Annotated in this window: 14 protein-coding genes; 5 read left to right on the plus strand and 9 right to left on the minus strand. The window is 68.8% G+C overall.

The window, feature by feature from the left end; genetic code table 11:
- Positions 1-46: 46 nt before the first annotated feature.
- Complete coding sequence (locus WS45_RS19265) at positions 47-250, minus strand: DUF1289 domain-containing protein (RefSeq protein WP_027784516.1); 204 nt, start codon at positions 248-250, stop codon at positions 47-49.
- Between the two features lie 360 nt (positions 251-610).
- On the opposite strand from WS45_RS19265, the gene WS45_RS19270 reads away from it, so the two are divergent.
- From WS45_RS19270 to WS45_RS19285, 4 genes are all read left to right on the plus strand, one after another.
- Positions 611-1,705: a polyamine ABC transporter substrate-binding protein gene (locus WS45_RS19270; protein WP_059524232.1), complete on the plus strand. Its 1,095-nt coding sequence runs from the start codon at positions 611-613 to the stop codon at positions 1,703-1,705.
- Positions 1,706-1,791: 86 nt separating this feature from the next.
- Entirely contained in the window at positions 1,792-2,952 is a 1,161-nt protein-coding gene (locus tag WS45_RS19275; RefSeq protein ID WP_059701117.1) for an ABC transporter ATP-binding protein, read from the plus strand.
- Positions 2,949-3,878 (plus strand): ABC transporter permease subunit, encoded by a 930-nt coding sequence (locus WS45_RS19280; RefSeq protein WP_059691659.1) that lies wholly within the window; start codon positions 2,949-2,951, stop codon positions 3,876-3,878. Before WS45_RS19275 ends, WS45_RS19280 begins: the two co-directional genes overlap by 4 nt.
- Positions 3,875-4,696, plus strand: a complete 822-nt coding sequence (locus tag WS45_RS19285; protein WP_059524235.1) for an ABC transporter permease subunit — start codon at positions 3,875-3,877, stop codon at positions 4,694-4,696. The genes WS45_RS19280 and WS45_RS19285 overlap by 4 nt, the downstream gene beginning before the upstream one ends.
- 86 nt (positions 4,697-4,782) lie before the next feature.
- Here WS45_RS19285 and WS45_RS19290 read toward each other — a convergent pair whose 3' ends face one another.
- The 4 genes from WS45_RS19290 to WS45_RS19305 form a co-directional block, all read right to left on the minus strand.
- The gene (locus WS45_RS19290) at positions 4,783-6,393 is read right to left on the minus strand and encodes an RICIN domain-containing protein (RefSeq protein WP_082721983.1); all 1,611 of its coding nucleotides are present in this window, start codon (positions 6,391-6,393) and stop codon (positions 4,783-4,785) included.
- Between the two features lie 137 nt (positions 6,394-6,530).
- A complete protein-coding gene (locus WS45_RS19295) occupies positions 6,531-7,337 on the minus strand; it encodes a sulfite exporter TauE/SafE family protein (RefSeq protein ID WP_059701118.1) in 807 nt (268 codons plus the stop codon).
- Between the two features lie 18 nt (positions 7,338-7,355).
- The gene (locus WS45_RS19300; RefSeq protein ID WP_059701119.1) at positions 7,356-9,047 is read right to left on the minus strand and encodes a bifunctional protein tyrosine phosphatase family protein/NAD(P)/FAD-dependent oxidoreductase; all 1,692 of its coding nucleotides are present in this window, start codon (positions 9,045-9,047) and stop codon (positions 7,356-7,358) included.
- Positions 9,048-9,076: 29 nt separating this feature from the next.
- On the minus strand, positions 9,077-9,946 hold the full coding sequence (locus WS45_RS19305; RefSeq protein WP_373558368.1) for an MBL fold metallo-hydrolase: 870 nt from the start codon (positions 9,944-9,946) through the stop codon (positions 9,077-9,079).
- Positions 9,947-10,210: 264 nt separating this feature from the next.
- On the opposite strand from WS45_RS19305, the gene WS45_RS19310 reads away from it, so the two are divergent.
- Positions 10,211-11,593: a sigma-54 interaction domain-containing protein gene (locus WS45_RS19310; RefSeq protein WP_059701120.1), complete on the plus strand. Its 1,383-nt coding sequence runs from the start codon at positions 10,211-10,213 to the stop codon at positions 11,591-11,593.
- 68 nt (positions 11,594-11,661) lie between these two features.
- Here WS45_RS19310 and WS45_RS19315 read toward each other — a convergent pair whose 3' ends face one another.
- The 4 genes from WS45_RS19315 to WS45_RS19330 all read right to left on the minus strand — a co-directional run bounded on the left by WS45_RS19315 (position 11,662) and on the right by WS45_RS19330 (position 18,643).
- A complete protein-coding gene (locus WS45_RS19315; protein ID WP_059701121.1) occupies positions 11,662-12,690 on the minus strand; it encodes a MerR family transcriptional regulator in 1,029 nt (342 codons plus the stop codon).
- A gap of 123 nt (positions 12,691-12,813) precedes the next feature.
- Positions 12,814-14,403: an efflux transporter outer membrane subunit gene (locus tag WS45_RS19320; protein ID WP_059701122.1), complete on the minus strand. Its 1,590-nt coding sequence runs from the start codon at positions 14,401-14,403 to the stop codon at positions 12,814-12,816.
- A 2-nt stretch (positions 14,404-14,405) separates the two neighbouring features.
- Positions 14,406-17,537, minus strand: coding sequence for an efflux RND transporter permease subunit (locus WS45_RS19325; RefSeq protein WP_059701123.1), 3,132 nt, complete (start codon positions 17,535-17,537; stop codon positions 14,406-14,408).
- A complete protein-coding gene (locus WS45_RS19330) occupies positions 17,534-18,643 on the minus strand; it encodes an efflux RND transporter periplasmic adaptor subunit (protein ID WP_059701125.1) in 1,110 nt (369 codons plus the stop codon). Before WS45_RS19330 ends, WS45_RS19325 begins: the two co-directional genes overlap by 4 nt.
- Positions 18,644-18,684: the final 41 nt, after the last annotated feature.

Consider the following 18,684-nt stretch of genomic DNA (forward strand, 5'->3'; position numbering starts at 1 on the left):
TGGCGGCATGGCAGTCGGCATGCCGCTCTTTTTTTGTGCGGCGGATTTACAGCTTGTCGTACTGAAAGCGCATCGCGGTGCCTTCGCGCGTGATGCGCTCCCACACCGCGCGTTTCTCGTCGTCGCTCAGGAAAACCCAGTTCGACACTTCGCCGGCCGTGCGGCCGCAGCCCTTGCAGACTTCGTCGAAGAGGGTCGAGCACACGCCGATGCAGGGGCTGTCGGGCAGGTCGTGGAGGTTGGAGGCCATCGGAAGGGTTCGCGCGTTGAATCGTCAGGGCGTCATTTTAATGCATCGCGACGACGCGCCCCGGCCGCGATCCCGGCGGCGCGACGGCCACCCGTCCGGACGGTGTCGCGGCCGCCTTCTTTTCCTGATGGACAGACGCCGATTACCCGATAGAATTCCTCCGGAACGCCCCGCTGCGCGGGCCGCCCGAGCGGCCGGCCGCGGCAATCTGTTCCGTTTGCGCGACACCGGCATGATTTTTTTGTGACGGAGCGCGAATGGTGGTAGCGTTCGGGGTTTTCGAGGGGCGGCGTGCCGGGATGCGCCGCCATGACGAGGCAGACGGCAGCCGGACACGGGTTCGGCCGGAGGGAGAACGGGATGAAAGCAAAGGTAGTGGGCCGGTTCGCAGCGCTTGCGCTGTGCGTGGGTGCATCGGCGGCGGCGGCGAAGGATACGCAGCTCAATGTCTATAACTGGTCCGATTACATTGCGAAGGACACGATCCCGAACTTCGAGAAGCAGGCGGGCGTCAAGGTTCGCTACGACAACTACGACAGCGACGACACGCTGCAGGCGAAGCTGCTGACCGGCAGCTCGGGCTACGACATCGTCGTGCCGACCAGCAACTACGCGGGCAAGCAGATCGCGGCCGGCATCTTCACGCCGCTCGACAAGTCGAAGCTGCCGAACCTCAAGTACCTCGATCCGCAACTGATGGCGCTCGTCGCCGGCGCGGACCCGGGCAACAAGTATTCGGTGCCCTGGGCGTACGGCACGACCGGTCTCGCGTACAACCTGACGAAGGCGCAGCAGGCGCTCGGCAAGGTTCCGCTCGACAACTGGGACATCCTGTTCAAGCCGGAAAACATCTCGAAGCTGAAGACCTGCGGCGTGTCGGTGCTAGACGCGCCTGACCAGATGTTCGCGGCGGCGCTGCACTACATCGGCAAGGATCCGATGAGCACGAACCCGGCCGACTACAAGGCCGCGATGGAAGTGCTGAAGAAGATCCGCCCGTACATCACGCAGTTCAACTCGTCGGGCTACATCAACGACCTGGTCGGCGGCGACATCTGCTTCGCGTTCGGCTGGTCGGGCGACGTCGTGATCGCGAAGCATCGCGCGATCGAGGCGAAGAAGCCGTACAAGGTCGAGTACTACATTCCGAAGGGCGGCGCGCCGGTCTGGTTCGACGTGATGGCGATCCCGAAGGACGCGAAGAACAAGGACGCCGCGCTGCAGTGGATCAACTACATCGAGGATCCGAAGGTGCACGCGGCGATCACGAACGCCGTGTACTACCCGAGCGCGAACGCCGAGGCACGCAAGTACGTGCGGCCGGACGTCGCGAACGACCCGGCCGTCTACCCGCCGGCCGACGTCGTGAAGACGCTGTTCCTGCTCAAGCCGCTGCCGCCTGAAATCCAGCGTCTGCAGACGCGTCTGTGGACCGAGCTGAAATCGGGCCGCTGAAGCGAGCCGGAGCAGGCCAGCAGTCATGAAGCCCCTGGTGTCCCCGGGGGCTTTGTTCGTCAAACGCAGGAGAGAAGCAGCACATCATGAATAGCCAGTCGGGGGCGCCGGTCGCGGGCGCGCCGTCCTTCGTTCCTTCGTCCGGCGCCGATGCGCGCGCCGAGAACTTTGTCCAGATTGTCGACGTCGTCAAGAAATTCGGCGAGACCGAAGTGGTACGCAACGTGAACCTGACGGTGCGCCAGGGCGAGCTGTTCGCGCTGCTCGGCAGCTCGGGTTCCGGCAAGTCGACGCTGCTGCGCATGCTCGCGGGTCTCGAGACGGTCACGTCGGGCAAGATCCTGATCGACGGCGAGGACCTCGCGCAGACGCCGCCGTACAAGCGGCCCGTGAACATGATGTTCCAGTCGTATGCGCTGTTCCCGCACATGTCGGTCGAATCGAACGTCGCATACGGCCTCAAACAGGAAGGCACGCCGAAGGCGGAGCTGAAGGAGCGCGTCGCGGCGGCGCTCGAGCTCGTGCAGATGAGCAAGTACGCGAAGCGCAAGCCGCACCAGCTGTCGGGCGGCCAGCAGCAGCGCGTCGCGCTCGCGCGTTCGCTCGTCAAGCGCCCGAAGGTGCTGCTGCTCGACGAGCCGATGTCGGCGCTCGACAAGCAGATCCGCCAGCGCACGCAGATCGAGCTCGTCAACATCCTGAACAAGGTCGGCGTCACCTGCATCATGGTCACGCACGACCAGGAAGAGGCGATGACGATGGCGAACCGGCTCGCCGTGATGAGCGAAGGGCAGATCGTGCAGATCGGCTCGCCGAACGAAGTCTACGAATATCCGAACAGCCGCTTCTCGGCCGAGTTCATCGGCTCGACCAACCTGTTCGAAGGCGTCACCGTCGAGGACGAACCCGATCACGTGTACATTGAATCGCCGGAGCTGCCGAGCCGCCTGTACGTGAGCCACGGGATCACGGGCCCGCTCGGAATGCCGGTCACGGTGTCGGTGCGCCCCGAGCGGATCGCGCTCACGCGCAAGCCGCCCGAAGGCGCGTTCAACTGGGCGCGCGGCAAGATCACCAACGTCGCGTACATGGGCGGCTATTCGCTGTATCACGTGAAGCTCGATGCGGGCAAGACGGTGATCGCGAACGTGTCGAGCCTCGCGATCTCCGAGCTCGACACCCCGTCGCTCGGCGACGAGATCTACGTGCGCTGGAGCGCGACCGCGGGCGTGGTGCTGACGTCATGAGCACGCTCAAGTCCCTGCTCGCATGGCCCGTGCGGCGCTTCAACCTGACCGGCGGCTCGGCGGTCGTCGCGGGGCCGTATACGTGGCTCGTGCTGTTCTTCCTCGTGCCGTTCGTGCTGGTCGTGAAGATCAGCTTCGCGGAGCTGCAGCTCGGCATTCCGCCGTATACGGAACTCGCGTCATACGCGGACGGCGTGGTGCACATCGCGCTGAACCTGTCGCACTATGCGTTCCTGCTCACCGACAGCCTGTATTTCGCGACCTACGTGAATTCGGTGGTGGTCGCGGCGATCACGACGCTGCTGTGCCTGCTGATCGGCTATCCGATGGCGTATTACATCGCGCGTTCGAACCCGGCGACCCGCAACCTGCTGATGATGGGCGTGATGCTGCCGTTCTGGACGTCGTTCCTGATCCGCGTGTATGCGTGGATCGGGATCCTGAAGAACAACGGTCTCCTGAACAACTTCCTGATGTGGATCGGCCTGACCCACACGCCGATCGAGCTGTACCGCACGAACTACGCGGTGTACATCGGGATGGTGTATTCGTACCTGCCGTTCCTCGTGATGCCGCTGTACGCGCACCTCGTGAAGATGGACCTGCGCCTGCTCGAAGCCGCGTACGACCTGGGAGCCAGGCCGTGGAGGGCGTTCGTGCAGATCACGCTGCCGCTGTCGAAGAACGGGATCATCGCGGGCTGCCTGCTGGTGTTCATTCCGGCGGTCGGCGAGTACGTGATTCCGGAACTGCTCGGCGGCGCGAACACGCTGATGATCGGCCGCGTGATGTGGAATGAGTTCTTCAACAACGCAGACTGGCCGATGGCGTCGGCCGTGACCTGCGCGATGGTGCTGCTGCTGCTCGTGCCGATGGCGATGTTCCAGCACTTCCAGGCGAAGGAGCAGGAGGGCCGCCGTCGATGAAGCCGAATCGTTACCTGCAGTTCGCGGCGCTGTTCGCCGGTTTCGCGTTCCTGTACATCCCGATCATCAGCCTGATCGTCTATTCGTTCAACGAGTCGAAGCTCGTCACCGTGTGGTCGGGCTTCTCGTTCCGCTGGTACTCGGCGCTCGTGGAGGACGACGAACTGCTGACGGCCGCATGGCTGTCGCTGAAGATCGGCGTGCTGACCGCGTTCGCGTCGGTGTTCATCGGCACGTGGGCCGGCTTCGTGCTCGCGCGGATGGGCCGCTTTCGCGGCTTCGCGCTGTTCAGCGGGATGATCAACGCACCGCTGGTGATTCCCGAGGTAATCCAGGGGATCTCGCTGCTGCTGCTGTTCATCGAGCTGGCGAAGTGGATCGGCTGGCCGGCCGAGCGCGGCGTGTTCACGATCTGGCTGGGCCACGTGATGCTGTGCATCTCCTACGTCGCGATCATCGTGCAGTCGCGCGTGCGCGAACTGAACCCGTCGCTCGAGGAAGCCGCGCTCGATCTGGGCGCGACGCCGTTGAAGGTGTTCTTCACGATCACGCTGCCGCTGATCTCGCAGGCGCTGATCGCGGGCTGGCTGCTGTCGTTTACGCTGTCGATCGACGACCTCGTGCTGTCGGCGTTCCTGTCGGGCCCCGGCTCGACGACGTTGCCGCTCGTCGTGTTCTCGCGCGTGCGCCTCGGCCTGAACCCGGAGATGAACGCGCTCGCGACGCTGTTCATCGTCGCGGTGACGGCGGGCGTGGTGATCGCGAACTTCGTGATGCTGCGTCAGGAGCGCAAGCGGATGATGTCGTTCGCGACCTGACGCGCGCACGGCCGTCGTCATGAAAAACGCCCGGTGCCGACGTCGAGTCGGACCGGGCGTTTTCCTTATGTGCCGCGCCGAGGCGCTCAGTATGCGAAGCTCTTGCCGGGCGTCTTCCACACTGCCGTGGCCATAGTGCAAGCCTGCAGCGTCACGGCGCTGCCGGCCGGCGCGAGGCAGCGGCCGGTAGCCTGCGACACGAGTTGCGCTGTGCCCGGCAGCGTGCCGGCCTTCACCTGCCACTGCTGGCTCGCCGTGCCGGGCACGCAGGTGCGCAGCAGCGCGCCGTTGGCCGAGCCGGGCGCCTGCGCGGTGAGGCAGTAGCTGTACTTGGTCTGCAGCGTGCCGTCGCCGGCCACGACCCACAGTTGCGGATTGAAGTGCGTGCCGCCGGATGCGCGCACCGACGCGAGCGTCGGGCATGCGCCGAGCGTTGCGACGCTGCCGTCGGTCAGGCCGCCCGACGCCGTCAGGCACGCGCCGCCGCTTTTCACGAGGCCGGCGGCCGATTGCTGCGGCCCGCCGATCAGCGTGGCGACGCCATTCGCTTGCGACGCGTTCGCATAGCTCGCCGGACACGACTTGTTGACCGTGACCGAGGGTGCCGGGACCGACACCGCGTTGCCGATCGCGTCATACGCGCGAATGCTGAACTGCGCGTCCGTGTGCGCGATCGACGCGCAGCTCGTGCGGCTCGAGTTCCAGTCGAAATATTCGACCCACTGGCTGATCCAGCCGACGGGCACCTGCGTCTGCGTGGTGCCGACGTAGATGCTGCCGATATCGAAGCTGTCGCCGGTTGTACCGTTCGTCACGTCGGTCACGTTGCTCTTGAACCAGCCGGGGCCCTGGCTCGTGTCCGGCGTGATGCGGAACCGGTACGTGTGGCCCGCGTGCCACTCGTAGCGATAGCGGCATTGCGCGCCCGCGCTGCCATCCGTCGCCGAGCCGCTGACCGTGCAATAGCTTCCCGCGCCGATGCCCGCGCTCGCGGGCGTGCCGGGTTTGGCGGCGGTCGCGCCCCACAGGCTGAACAGGAACTGCTTGCCGACGCCTTCGCTGGCCGACACCAGCTCGGTCGACTGCAGGCCGGTGTAGCCATTGAGCGAACCGATCTGGTTCGACCAGAAGACATTCGAGTTCGGGCCCGGGTCCGTTGCCGGCGTGATGAACAGGTCGAGCGTGCCGACGCTGCGTACCGTCGACGGGAACCACGTGTCGCTGTAAAGCCCCGGCGTCGAGCCGAGGAAACCGGACAGCGTCGGCGCGGTGGCGGCCGTCAGCGTCGCGAGCCCTGCGGCCGTATCGGCCGTGATCGTGAAGCTGCGCGCGCCTGCCGGCGGCAGCGCCGCGACCGGCGGCACACCGAGCGTGAAGCCGAGCGTGCAGGTGCCGCCCGCCGGCACCGTCATGCCCGACAACGCGATGCGCGACGTGCCGTCGTCGGTGAGCGTGCCGCCACACGTGCTGGTGAGGCCGCTCGCGCTGAAACCGGATGGCATGCCGATGAAGAGCCCGGCGGCAGCAGGCGCGGTGCCGGTGTTGGCGAGCTTGAGCGTTGCCTTGTCGGTTCCGCCGACCGACGGGGAGAGACTGGCGAGCGTCAGCGTCGCCGTATAGGCGGATGCGGCTAGCGCGGTGAGTGGCGTCAACAGCAGTGCGGCAAGTGCCGCGCTTCCTCGTTTACCGATGTGCATGACCGGACTCCAGGGTTCTTGTTGGTGTCGACGCGCCGGGCAACGGCGCGCGGGGAGTCTAGCATGCGGCTTGCGGCGGTTTTGCGACGGCGGGGGCGGCTCCGGCGCAGGACGCGGGGCGATCCCCGCGTCCCGGTTCACGCGCCGAACGCCGCCTTCGCCAGCAACCCGAGCGCGACGCAGACGAGCACGGCAGCGAAGCCGGCCTGCACGTGCCGCGCGGACAGGTGCCGGGACGCATTGCGTCCGATCGCCATGCCAATTGCGGTCGCGACCGTGAACCACAGCGTCATGTCGAGCGGCGCGCGCGTGCCCGACACGAGCGTCGCGAGCACGCCGCCGGTGCCGACCAGCGCGATCACCATCAGCGACGTCGCGACCACGCCGTGCATCGACACGTTCGTGAACTTGCGCAGCATCGGCACGATCACGAAGCCGCCGCCGACGCCGAGCAAGCCCGTCATCAGCCCCGTCACCGCGCCGGTCGACGCGAGCGCGAGCCCGACCGGCCAGGACCACACGAGGCGGCCCGTATCGGGATTCACGCGGCCGACGCACAACCGCGATTCGTCCGCGTCGCCGGAGGCGTGGCGCAGTGCCTGCCGCAGCAGGCGGCTCGCGACGACCAGCATCGTCAGCGCGAACAGCGCCAGCAGCACGCGTTGCGGCAGCACGTGCGCGAGCTTCACGCCGAGCGTCGTGAGCGGCACGCCCGCCACGGCCATCAACAGTGCCGCGCGATAGCGCACGAGCCCGCGACGAAACCCTTCGAGCGCGCCGAGCGCGGCGCTGCCCGCGACCGCGACGAGCGCGACGGGCGTGGCCTGCTGCATCGGCCAGCCCATCCCGACGACGAGCGCGGGTACCGCGAGAATGCCGCCGCCCGCGCCGGTGAGGCCGAGTACGGCGCCGACGAGGCTGCCGAGTACGAGGGAAATCAGCATGGTGTCATCGGGTTCCGGTCAACGTGCGATCGCGGGCTTCGCGAGCCATTCGCGGCCCTTGAGCATTGCCTTCCAGTAGAGCGGCGGCAGCAGGCGCTCCTTGAGCAGCCACGCGAGCCGGGACGGACGCCGGCCGTCGATCAGCCACGCGGGGAAGGTCGGCGCGACCTTGCCGCCGTAGAGGAATTCGGCGAGCACGATCTTGCCGCGCTCGACGGTGAGCGGGCACGACCCGTAGCCGTCGTACGCGGCGTCGCCGTGCGCGCGGCCCAGCGACGCGAGCACGTTGTGCGCGACGACGGGCGCCTGCTTGCGCGCGGCCGCGGCGGTTTTCGCGTTGGTCGTGTTGGTGACGTCGCCGAGCGCGAAGATGTCCGCGAACTGCTTGTGCCGCAGCGTCGCCGGATCGACGTCGATCCAGCCGGCCGCATCGGCGAGCGGGCTCGCGCGCACGAAATCGGGCGCCTTCTGCGGCGGCACGACGTGGATCATGTCGAACGTGCGCTCGACGGTTTCCGTGCCGCCGTCGAGCAACGCGCGCCGGAACGTCGCGCGCCGGGCGGGCCCGTCGATCGCGACGAGGTTGTGGCCGAACGACAGCGCGATGTCGTAGCGTTTCACGTACTCCATCAGCGCGGGCACGTAGTCGGCGACCCCGAACAGCGCGGCGCCCGCATTCAGGAACTCGACGTTCGCGGCGCCGAGGCGGCCCGTGCGCCGCCAGTGGTCGCACGACAGGTACATCGCCTTCTGCGGTGCGCCCGCGCACTTGATCGGCATCGGCGGCTGCGTGAACAGCGCGTTGCCGCCGCGGAACGCCTGCACCAGTTCCCACGTGTACGGCGCGAGGTCGTAGCGATAGTTCGACGTGACGCCGTTGCGGCCGAGCGTTTCCGCGAGGCCGTCGATCGCGTGCCAGTCGAGCTTGAGCCCCGGACACACGATCAGCTTGCGGTAGCCGATGCGCCGGCAGCCGTCGAGCACCACCGTGTGCGCGTCGGGCTCGAAGCCGGCGACGGCGGCCTGGATCCATTTCACGCCGCGCGGAAGCAGGTCGACGATCCGGCGCGCGGTCGTGTCGGGCCGGAACACGCCCGCGCCGACCATCGTCCAGCCGGGCTGGTAGTAGTGCGTCTCGGCCGGGTCGATCACCGCGATATCGAGCGATGCGTCGCGCGCAAGCAGGCTCGACGCGACCGCGACGCCGGCCGCGCCCGCGCCGACGATCACGATGTCGTGCCGCGCGTCGACGGCCGGCGCGGCCTGGCGGCCGTCCTGCGCGAGTCCTTGCGCGGAGCCTCGTGCGAGACGCGGCGCGAGCGCGGCGAGATCATAGCCGGCCGCGGCGGCGATCGCGACGATGTCGCCGGCCGGACGCCTGTCGGCCTGAGACAGCGCCCACAGCGTCGCCGAGCGCGTGCCGCTGCGGCAGTATGCGAGTACCGGGCCCGCGAGCGACGCGACGAGCGCGTCGAACTGCCGGGCCTGATCGTCGGTGACCTTGCCGGTGTCGACGGGCAGGTAATGGACGGCGATGCCGAGCGGCGCGGCGGCGGCGCGAATTTCGGCGACGGTCGGCTGGTCGGCGCCTTCGCCGTCCGGGCGGTTGCAGACGATCGTGCGGATGCCGGCCGCGTGGAGCGCGGGCAGGTCGGTCGCGGCGATCTGGGGCGAGACCGACAGCAGGTCGGTCAGCGGGCGGATGGTCATGTCGGGGGTTCTCCGGTCGGGGCGGCGGCTCAGATCGCGTCGAGCGGGATCTTCAGGTAACGCACGCCATTGTTTTCGGGCTCGGGCAGGTGGCCGGCACGCATGTTGACCTGCACGGACGGCAGCATCAGCACGGGCATGTCGAGCGTCGCGTCGCGCGCGGTGCGCATGGCGACGAAATCGTCCTCGGTCACACCGTCCTTCACATGCACGTTCGCGCGGCGCTGCTCCGCCACGGTCGTCACGAACTGCACGTCGCGGCCGCCCGGCTGGTAGTCGTGGCACAGGTACAGGCGCGTGTCGGGCGGCAGGGCGAGCACGCGCGCGATCGAGCGGTACAGCGTGCGTGCGTCGCCGCCCGGGAAGTCGCAGCGGGCGGTGCCGTAGTCGGGCATGAACAGTGTGTCGCCGACGAATGCGGCACGCTGCGTCGCGTCGTCGACGCAGTAGGTCAGGCACGCGGGCGTATGGCCCGGCGTGTGCAGCGCGCGAATCGTGAGCGCGCCGAGCGCAAGCGTGTCGCCGTCGTCGAGCAGCCGATCGAACTGGCTGCCGTCCTGCGCGAAGCCCGGGCCGGCGTTGAACAGCGTGCCGAATACGTGCTGCACGCGGCGCACGTGCGAGCCGATCGCGATCTGCCCGCCGACACGCGCCTTCAGGTACGGCGCGGCCGACAGATGGTCGGCGTGCACGTGCGTTTCCAGCAGCCAGTGCACGGTCGCACCGAGTTCGGCGACGCGCGCGATCAACCGGTCGGCGCTGGCGGTGCGCGTGCGGCCCGATTTCGGGTCGTAGTCGAGCACGCTGTCGATCAGCGCGCACGCGCGGCTCGCGGTGTCGAGCAACAGGTAGCTGACGGTATGGGTCGCCGGGTCGAAAAAGCCTTCGACCGACAGCATGGGGGCATGGCTCACGGGTTGTCCTCGATCGGGTTCTGCATCTGCAATCGGCGATTCCATGTTCAAGAAGCATGCCAATCCGCGTCGCGACGCCGGGCGATGTGGCAGGTACTTGATTCGGCTCGGATTTCTGGCCCGATCGCGGTGCGCCGCGGGCGCGGCCGATGGGGCATCGTCGAAGTCGACTGCCATGTATGGCAGTGCTGTGGCAGAATTGGCAGTCGGTCTGGCAGTCCGACTGTCCATCCATTCCCGAGCCGCCTCATGAATCCGCACGACACCATTCCGATCGTTCCCGCGCCGGCGCGCGACGTCATGCCCGACGTGCGCGCGCTTGTCGCGTATCTGGAGCAGGATCCGCAGCCGATGATCGTCGTCGATCCCGACTACCGCATCCTCGCGGCGAACGATGCGTACCGGCGCCAGTTCGGCGTGGCGGGTGTCGAGCACGTCGGCCGGCGCTGCTTCCAGGTCTCGCATCACTACGACGTGCCGTGCGATCAGGCCGGCGAGCATTGCCCGATGAAGCAGGCGCTCGAGTCGCGCGGCCTGAACCGCGTGCTGCACATCCACCATACGCCGCGCGGCCCCGAGCACGTCGATGTGGAGTTGCGGCCCATCTTCGATGCGCGCGGCGACGTGATCGCGTACGTCGAGCGGCTGACGACCGTGCGCAGCGCGTCCGCGCAGCCGAGCGCGGAAGGGCTCGTCGGCGGCGCCGACGCGTTCAATGCGGCGCTCGGCGCGCTGCAGCGCGTCGCGCCGTCGATGCTGCCGGTGCTGCTGCTCGGCGAATCGGGCACCGGCAAGGAACTGTTTGCGCGGGCGCTGCACGAGGCGAGCGCGCGCGCGATGGGGCCGTTCGTGGTCGTCGACTGTTCGGGCATCGCCGAGACGCTGTTCGAGAGCGAACTGTTCGGCTACGAGAAGGGGGCGTTTACCGGCGCGAACCAGCGCAAGCCGGGCCTCGTCGAGACCGCGCAGGGCGGCACGCTGTTTCTCGACGAGATCGGCGACGTGCCGCTGCCGATGCAGGTGAAGCTGCTGCGGCTGATCGAGTCGGGGACGTTCCGGCGCGTCGGCGGCGTCGAGGCGCTGCGCGCGGATTTCCGGCTCGTCGCGGCGACGCACAAGCCGCTGCGCGAGATGATCGACGACGGCCGGTTCCGGCAGGATCTCTACTACCGGATCAACGCGTTTCCGATTCCGCTGCCGCCGCTGCGCGAGCGGCGCGGCGACGTCGCGCTGCTGGCCGAATCGATCCTGCGGCGCATCGCGAACGCGCGTGCCGGCGCGGGCGATGCGAGCGCGCGACCGTTCGTGCTGACCGAGCATGCGCGTGCGTGCCTCGACGCATATGCATGGCCGGGCAACATCCGCGAGCTGCGCAACGTGCTCGAACGTGCGTGCCTGTTCGCGGACGACGGGACGATCCGCGTCGAGCATCTGCCGGCCGAGCTGGTCGCGGCGTCGGCCGCGTCGCACGCGCATGCGGCGGACACGCGTGGCGTGTCGGACGCGGAACTCGTGCGGATTGCCGGCACCTTCGACGGTACGCGCAAGCAGCTGGCCGGGCACGTCGGGTTGAGCGAGCGCACGCTGTACCGGCGGATGAAGGCGCTCGGGCTCGGCGTGCGCGAGCGGTGAGCGGAAGCCGGAGCGCTCGCGCGGGCGGCGCGTGAAACCACCACGCACAGCCCGCGGGGGCTACGCCGTCAACGCGCCGGCGCAAGCTGCGCCATCGCCTCGCGGATGAAACCGAGCAGCGTGTCGTCGACCCACGAATCCTTCGTCAGCGCCGGCTCGGTCATCATCGCATGCCGGAATTTCGCGTGCGTGGCCGGGTCGTTGCCCGCATAGCTGCGGAACAGGTCGAGCCAGCGTTGCGCGAGGGCGCGGCCTTCCGGCGAATCGGGCCGTGCGCCCGTATCGATCGCATCGCGCACGTCGCCCATCAGTTGCGGCCATTCCATCGCGTGTTCGCCGAAGTGCGCGCGCATGAAGCGGATCTCGTCCGGGTCGAGATACTTCTCGAAGATCCGCATCTTCGTTTCCGAGGACGCGCGCAGCACATAGTCGCGCAGCACGGTCGAGATGCCGAGTTTCGACTGCATCGCCGGTTCGCGCTCGTGCATCAGGTTCAGCTTGGCGAGCAGCCGCGGATCGTTGTTCGTGTCGCGCACGAGCAGCGCCATCCAGCGGCCGGCGAGCGCACGCACGCGCTCGTCCTCGGGCGGCACGCCCGCGTCGTGCAGCGCACGCACGTCGGCGACGAGCGCGATCCATTCGGCGTCGCCCGCCTGGCTCTTGCGGTACATCGGCAGACGCGCGAGTTCTTCCTCGGAAAAATATTTGTCGTACACGGTCATCAACTCCAGTGTGGTGAGCCAATCGGCCAGTTCCGGCTCGGTGCCCGCGGCGAGTTGCGCGTGCAGGTGCACGAGCCGCTCGCGCAGCTGCGCGGCCTGCGCGAGCTGGTGATCGAGCGACGCGATCTGCTTCGCGACGAGCTCGACGAGCGGGGTGCCGGGCTGGTTCAGGTAGTCGCCGATTTCGGCAAGCGACAGTCCGAAGCGACGCAGGGCCTGGATCTGGTGGAGCCGGGCGATGTCGTCGCGGTCGTACAGCCGGTAGCCATTGTCGGCGCGCGCCGAAGGCGTCAGGAGGCCGATCGCGTGATAGTGATGAAGCGTGCGGACGGTCAGGCCGCTGCGTTTCGCCAGTTCTCCCACTTTCAGCCGCATGGTGTCCTCCGTTCGGTGCGCACACTGGAGTCTCGAACGTTACGCTACGTGAGGGTCAAGTGGAAGATCGCGGATCGGCGCGCGGGGTGGTTCCGCGCGCCATGCGTCCGGGGCAAGGGCGCGTTATTGCGGTGACGGCGGCGCGTCGGGCGTGGCCGCGCGTGCCTGGGCGGCGGGAGCGCCTTGATCCGCGTTGCCGGCGTGGCCTGCCGTGCCGCCGTTCCCGGCCGTCGCTGCGTTGCCGATCGGCTCGACCGGCGGCGTGCCCATCGCCTGATAGAGCCGCGCGGTATCCGCGAAGCGTGCGCCGGTCGCGCGAATCTCGTCGAGCCGTGCGTTGCGGTACTGCAGCTCGCTCGCGCGCGCCGCCGACGGCGGCAACGCGCCGAGCCGCACGCGGGCGGCCGCGTCGTCGTACGCGCCGCGCGCGGACAGCGCGGCCCGCGACGACGCATCGAGCGCCTCCGCGTCGTGCTCGAGCGCGGCGAGCGAATCGGCGACGTTCTGGAACGCGCTCAGCACGGTCTGCCTGTACTGGTCGACCGCGGCTTCGTACGTGGCCTTCGCCGCACGCCGCTGCGCGAGCAGCGCGCCGCCGTGGAACAGCGGCTGGCTCAGCGACGCCCCGACGTTCCAGATCGCGCCGGCGCCCGACAGCATCGTCGGCCAGCTGAAGCCGCCTTTGCCCATGGCTGCCGACAGCGACAGCTGCGGGAACAACTGCGCGGTCGCGACGCCGACTTCGGCGGCGGCCGCCTTCAGCCCCGCGTCGGCGGCCTGGATGTCGGGGCGGCTTTGCAGCAGGTCGGACGGCACGACCACGGGCACCTGCGTGGGCAGGTGCAGGTCGGCGAGCGTGAGGTCGGCGGGCGGCCGGTCGGGCGTGCGGCCGACCAGCACCGCCAGCGCATGGCGCGCCGAGTCGCGCTGCTGGCGCAGCGCGGGCAGGCTCGCGGCGAAGGTGTCGGCGCTTTGCCGTGCGCTCAGCGCGTCGCTGTGCGACGCCGAGCCGAGCGCGTAGCGGCGTTGCGCGTCGTGCGCCTGGTCGTTCGCGAGCGCGACGAGCCGTTCGGTCGTCTCGATCTGCGCGTTGAGCACCGACACCGTGATCGACGCGGTGACGATGTTCGCGGCGAGTGCCCGACGCGCCGATTCGAGCTGGAACGCGCTGACGTCGACGCGTTTCGCGAGCGCGCGGTTCGCGAAACGCGACACGCCGAACAGGTCGATCGTGTAGCTCGCCTGCAGTTGCCCGACGAACGTGTCGTACAGCAGCGTCGGCGCGCCGAGCGCGGGGATCGGCACGCCGAGTGCGCGCTGGCGCGTGGCCTGGGCGCCAGCGCCGATCGACGGCAGCATCGAGCTGCCGATCTGCCCGCGCAACTGTTCGCGCGCGGCATCAAGCGAATGCGAAGCCGCGCTGAGCGTCGGGCTGTTGCGCAGCCCTTCGTCGACGAGCGCGTTCAGCGCATCGGAGCGGTACTGCGTCCACCAGTCGGGCACGGGCTGCGCGCCGACCTCGAACTGCTGCGCGACGCCTTGCGCGGCGACGGTCTGCTGCACTTGCGGGGCGGCGCCGTAATGCGCGGGCGACGGCATCGCGGGCGGCTCGCCGCTCGGCGCGAACCATGCGCAGCCGGCGAGCGGGCCGGCGAGGCTCGCGGCCGCGAGCGCCCGCGCGGCCTTCGTTTTCAGGTTCATCGACAGTTCCATGATCAGGCTCCCGACGGGGCGGCAGGCGGGCCGTCGCGCGGGTCGCGTTCGTCGCGCTTCACGCGGAACCACGCGGCGTACAGCGCGGGCAGGTAGAACAGCGTCAGCACGGTCGCGCTCGTGATCCCGCCCATCAGCGCGGTCGCCATCGGCCCGAAGAAGTTCGAGCGCAACAGCGGGATCAGCGCGAGCACGGCGGCCGCGGCCGTCAGCGTGATCGGGCGGAAGCGCCGCACGGTCGCGCCGACGATCGCGTCGAAGCGGCCGTGGCCGGCCGCGATGTCCTGCTCGATCTGGTCGACGAGGATCACCGAGTTGCGCATGATGATCCCGAACATCGCGATCACGCCGAGCATCGCGACGAAGCCGAACGGCTGCCCGAACAGCAGCAGCGTGCCGACCACGCCGATCAGCCCGAGCGGTGCGGTCAGCACGACCATCAGCACGCGCGAGAAGCTCTGCAGCTGGATCATCAGCAGCGTGAACACGGCGATCGCCATCAGCGGCATCTGCGCGTTGATCGACGTCTGCGCCTTCGCGCTTTCCTCGACCGACCCGCCGATGTTGATCTGGTAGCCGACCGGCAGTTGCGCGCGCAACGCATTCAGCTTGCCGTCGATCGCATGCGTGACATCGATGCCCTGCGCGCCGGCGCGCACGTCGGACTGCACGGTGATGGTCGGCTGGCGATCGCGCTCCCACACCACGCCGTATTCGAGCGCCGGCGTGAAGCGGCCGAGCGAGCCGAGCGGCACGGGGCCGTTCGGCGTCGGCATCGCCAGGCCCGCGAGCTTCGCGGGATCGACGCGATCGGGGCGCGGCGCACGCAGGTCGACCGCGATCAGCTTGTCGCGTTCGCGATACTGCGTGACGGTCGTGCCGGACAGCGTCATCGCGAGGAAGCTCGACACGTCCTGCGACGTGACGTTCAGCGCGCGCGCCTTCTTCTGATCGAGCTCGAAGCGCACCGAGCGCTCGGCCGGCTCATCCCAGTCGAACTGCACGTTCATCGTGCGTGCGTCGCCGCGCATCGTCGCCGCGACCTTCTCGGCGATCGAGCGCACCGTCGCGATGTCGTCGCCGCTCACGCGGAACTGCACGGGGTAGCCGACGGGCGGCCCGTTCTCGAGCCGCGACAGGCGCCAGCGCACGGCCGGGAAGCGGTCGCGCAGCGTGGTCTCGAGCCACGTCGCGAGCTTCTCGCGATCCTCGACGGATTTCGCGGTGACGACGAACTGCGCGAAGTTCGGCAATTGCAGTTGCTGGTCGAGCGGCAGGTAGAAGCGCGGCGCGCCGCTGCCGACGAAATTCACCGAATGGTCGATCTCGGGCCGCTTGTCGAGCACCTTCTCGAGGCGTTCGGTCTCGCGCAGCGTCGCCGCGAACGACGCACCTTCGGGCAGCCGCAGGTCGACCAGCAGCTCGGGGCGATCGGAGCTCGGGAAGAACTGCTGCGGCACGAGCGAGAAACCCATCAGCGCGACGACGAAGAGGGCGCCGGTGATCAGCAGCACGACGAAGCGGCGCTCGATGCACCAGTCGATCCAGCCGCGCAGGCGCGTGTAGAAGCGCGTGTCGTAGATGTCGTGCTCGTGATCGTCCGGCAGGTGCGCTTCGTGCGCGTGCTTCTTGCGCTCGGGCAGCAGGTGGTAGCCGAGCAGCGGAATCAGCACGACGGCCGCGAACCACGACGCGATCAGCGCGATCGCCGACACCTCGAAGATCGAGCGCGTGTACTCGCCGGTGCTCGATTTCGCGAGCGCGATCGGCAGGAAACCCGACACCGTGACGAGCGTGCCCGTCAGCATCGGGAACGCGGTGCTCGTGTACGCGAACGCGGCGGCGCGTGCGCGGCTGTAGCCCTGTTCGAGCTTCACGGCCATCATCTCGACCGCGATGATCGCGTCGTCGACGAGCAGCCCGAGCGCGAGCACCAGCGTGCCGAGCGACACCTTGTGCAGCCCGATGTCGAACAGGTACATGAACAGGGCCGTGACGGCGAGCACGACCGGAATCGAGATCACGACGACCATCCCGGTGCGCAGGCCGAGCGACACGAGGCTCACGACCAGCACGATCGCGACCGCTTCGGCGACGGCTTCGAGGAAGTCGTCGACCGAATGCGATACCGCATGCGGCATGCTCGACACCAGCGTCAGCTTGAGGCCGGCCGGCAACTGCGCCTGCAGGTCCTTCGATTCGGCGTCGAGCGCCTTGCCAAGCCGGATCACGTCACCGCCCGGCTGCATCGTCACGCCGATGCCGAGCACGGCATGGCCTTGAGTGCGCATTTGCGTGACGGGCGGATCGTCGTAACCGCGCTTCACGGTGGCGAGATCGCCGAGCCGGAACGTGCGGCCGTTGATGCGGATCAGCGTGTCGGCGATCGCGGCGACGTTGTCGAACTGGCCGCTCGGTCGCACGAATACGCGATCGTCGGCGGTCGTGAGCACGCCGGCCGACGAGATGTCGTTCTGCGCGTTGATCGCCTGCCCGAGCTGCTGCGGCGAGATGCCGAGACGCGTGAGCTGCGTGTTGTCGGCCTCGATGAAGATCCGCTGGTCGGGGTCGCCGAAGTAGTCGACCTTGCCGACGCCGGGCACGCGCAGCAGCACCGTACGCAGCTGGTCCGCGTAGTCGTGGAGTTGCGCGGGCGTGAAGCCGTCGCCTTCGAGCGTCCAGATGTTGGTGTAGACGTCGCCGAACTCGTCGTTGAAGAACGGGCCCTGTACGCCGGGCGGCAGCGTGTAGCCGATGTCGCCGACCTTCTTGCGGATCTGGTACCAGGTCTCGGGCACGTCCTTCACGGGCGCCGAATCCTTCATCGTGAAGAAGATCAACGATTCGCCGGGCCGCGAATAGCTGCGCAGGAAGTCGATGGCCGGCGTTTCCTGCAGCTTGCGGCCGATCCGGTCGGTCACCTGCTCCTGCACCTGCCGCGCGCTCGCGCCGGGCCAGAACGTGCGGATCACCATCACGCGGAACGTGAACGGCGGGTCTTCGGATTGCGCGAGCCGCGTGTACGCGAGGATGCCCGCGAGCGTCGCGAGCGCGATCAGGTAGACGACGAGCGCCTGATGGCGCAGCGCCCATGCGGACAGATTGAACCGGCCTTCTTCGCGGGGGCCGCTCATGACGCGAAGTCCTCCGCATGCAGCGGTGCGATCGGCCGCACCTTCTCGCCCGCGCTGACCGTGTGCACGCCTTGCAGCACGACGCGCTCGCCAGGCTGCAGCCCGCTCGACACGGTGACGGTGCGTTCGTTGAAGCGCGCGACGTCGACGCGGCGCAGTTCGAGCGTGTCGTCCTTCGTGCGCACGACCCACACGGCCGGATGCGGGCCGTCGTGGAACAGCGCGGTCGCGGGCAGCGTGATGCTCGGCGCGTTGCCGGCAATCGGCGCGCCGTCGAACGCGACGGTCGCGGTCATCCCGAGGCGCACGGCCGGATCGGGCGCGGCGAGCGTGAGCTTCACGCGGTAGGTGCGGCTTTGCGGATCGGCGGCCGGCGCGATTTCGCGCACCTTCGCGTCGAACCGGCGGCCCGGCAGCGACGGCAACGTGACGCTCGCCGTGTGCCCGGGCGCGAGCGACGCGAGCGCTGCCTCAGGCACGTCGCTGACGACATCGACGTCGCCCGACCACGCAAGCTGGTAGACGGCCTGGCCGGCCGATACGTTCTGGCCGGTGTCGGCCTGTTCGGCGGTGATGGTGCCCGCGTGGTCCGCGACGAGCGTCGCATAGCGGAGCTGGTTCTTCGCGAGCGCGAGCTGCTGCTGCGCCTGGTCGCGCTGCGCGAGCGCGGACGTGTAGCTGTTCTCGGTCTGTTCGAGCTGCGCGGTCGCGATCAGGTTCTCGCGCGCCTGCGCGCGATCGCGGTCGAGCTGCTGCTTCGCGAACGCGAGGCCGTGCGATGCGGCATCGAGCTGCGCCTGCGCGCTCGCGGCGTTCTTCTCGACGTCGGACGGATCGAGCAGCGCGACGACCTGGCCGGCCTTGACGGTGTCGCCGAGCCGCACCTTGCGTTCGACGATCTTGCCAGCAATGCGGAACGACAGCGGCGTCGCGTAACGCGGCTGGATCTCGCCGGGCAGCGTGGCGGCCGCCGCGGCGCCGTCGGCGTGCGCGGGCAGCGCGACGACCGGGCGCGGCGCGGGCGGCGCGGCTTCCTTCGGGTGGCAGGCGGCGAGGACGAGCGCGGTGCCGATCAGCAGCACGGCGCGGGAACCGGAGCGATTCACGAAACCCCCAGATGAGGTGAGAACGGAGCGAAGCCGGCAAG

The sequence above is a fragment of the Burkholderia sp. RF2-non_BP3 genome, assembly GCF_001522185.1.
In the GTDB taxonomy this organism is placed as follows: Bacteria; Pseudomonadota; Gammaproteobacteria; order Burkholderiales; family Burkholderiaceae; genus Burkholderia; species Burkholderia diffusa.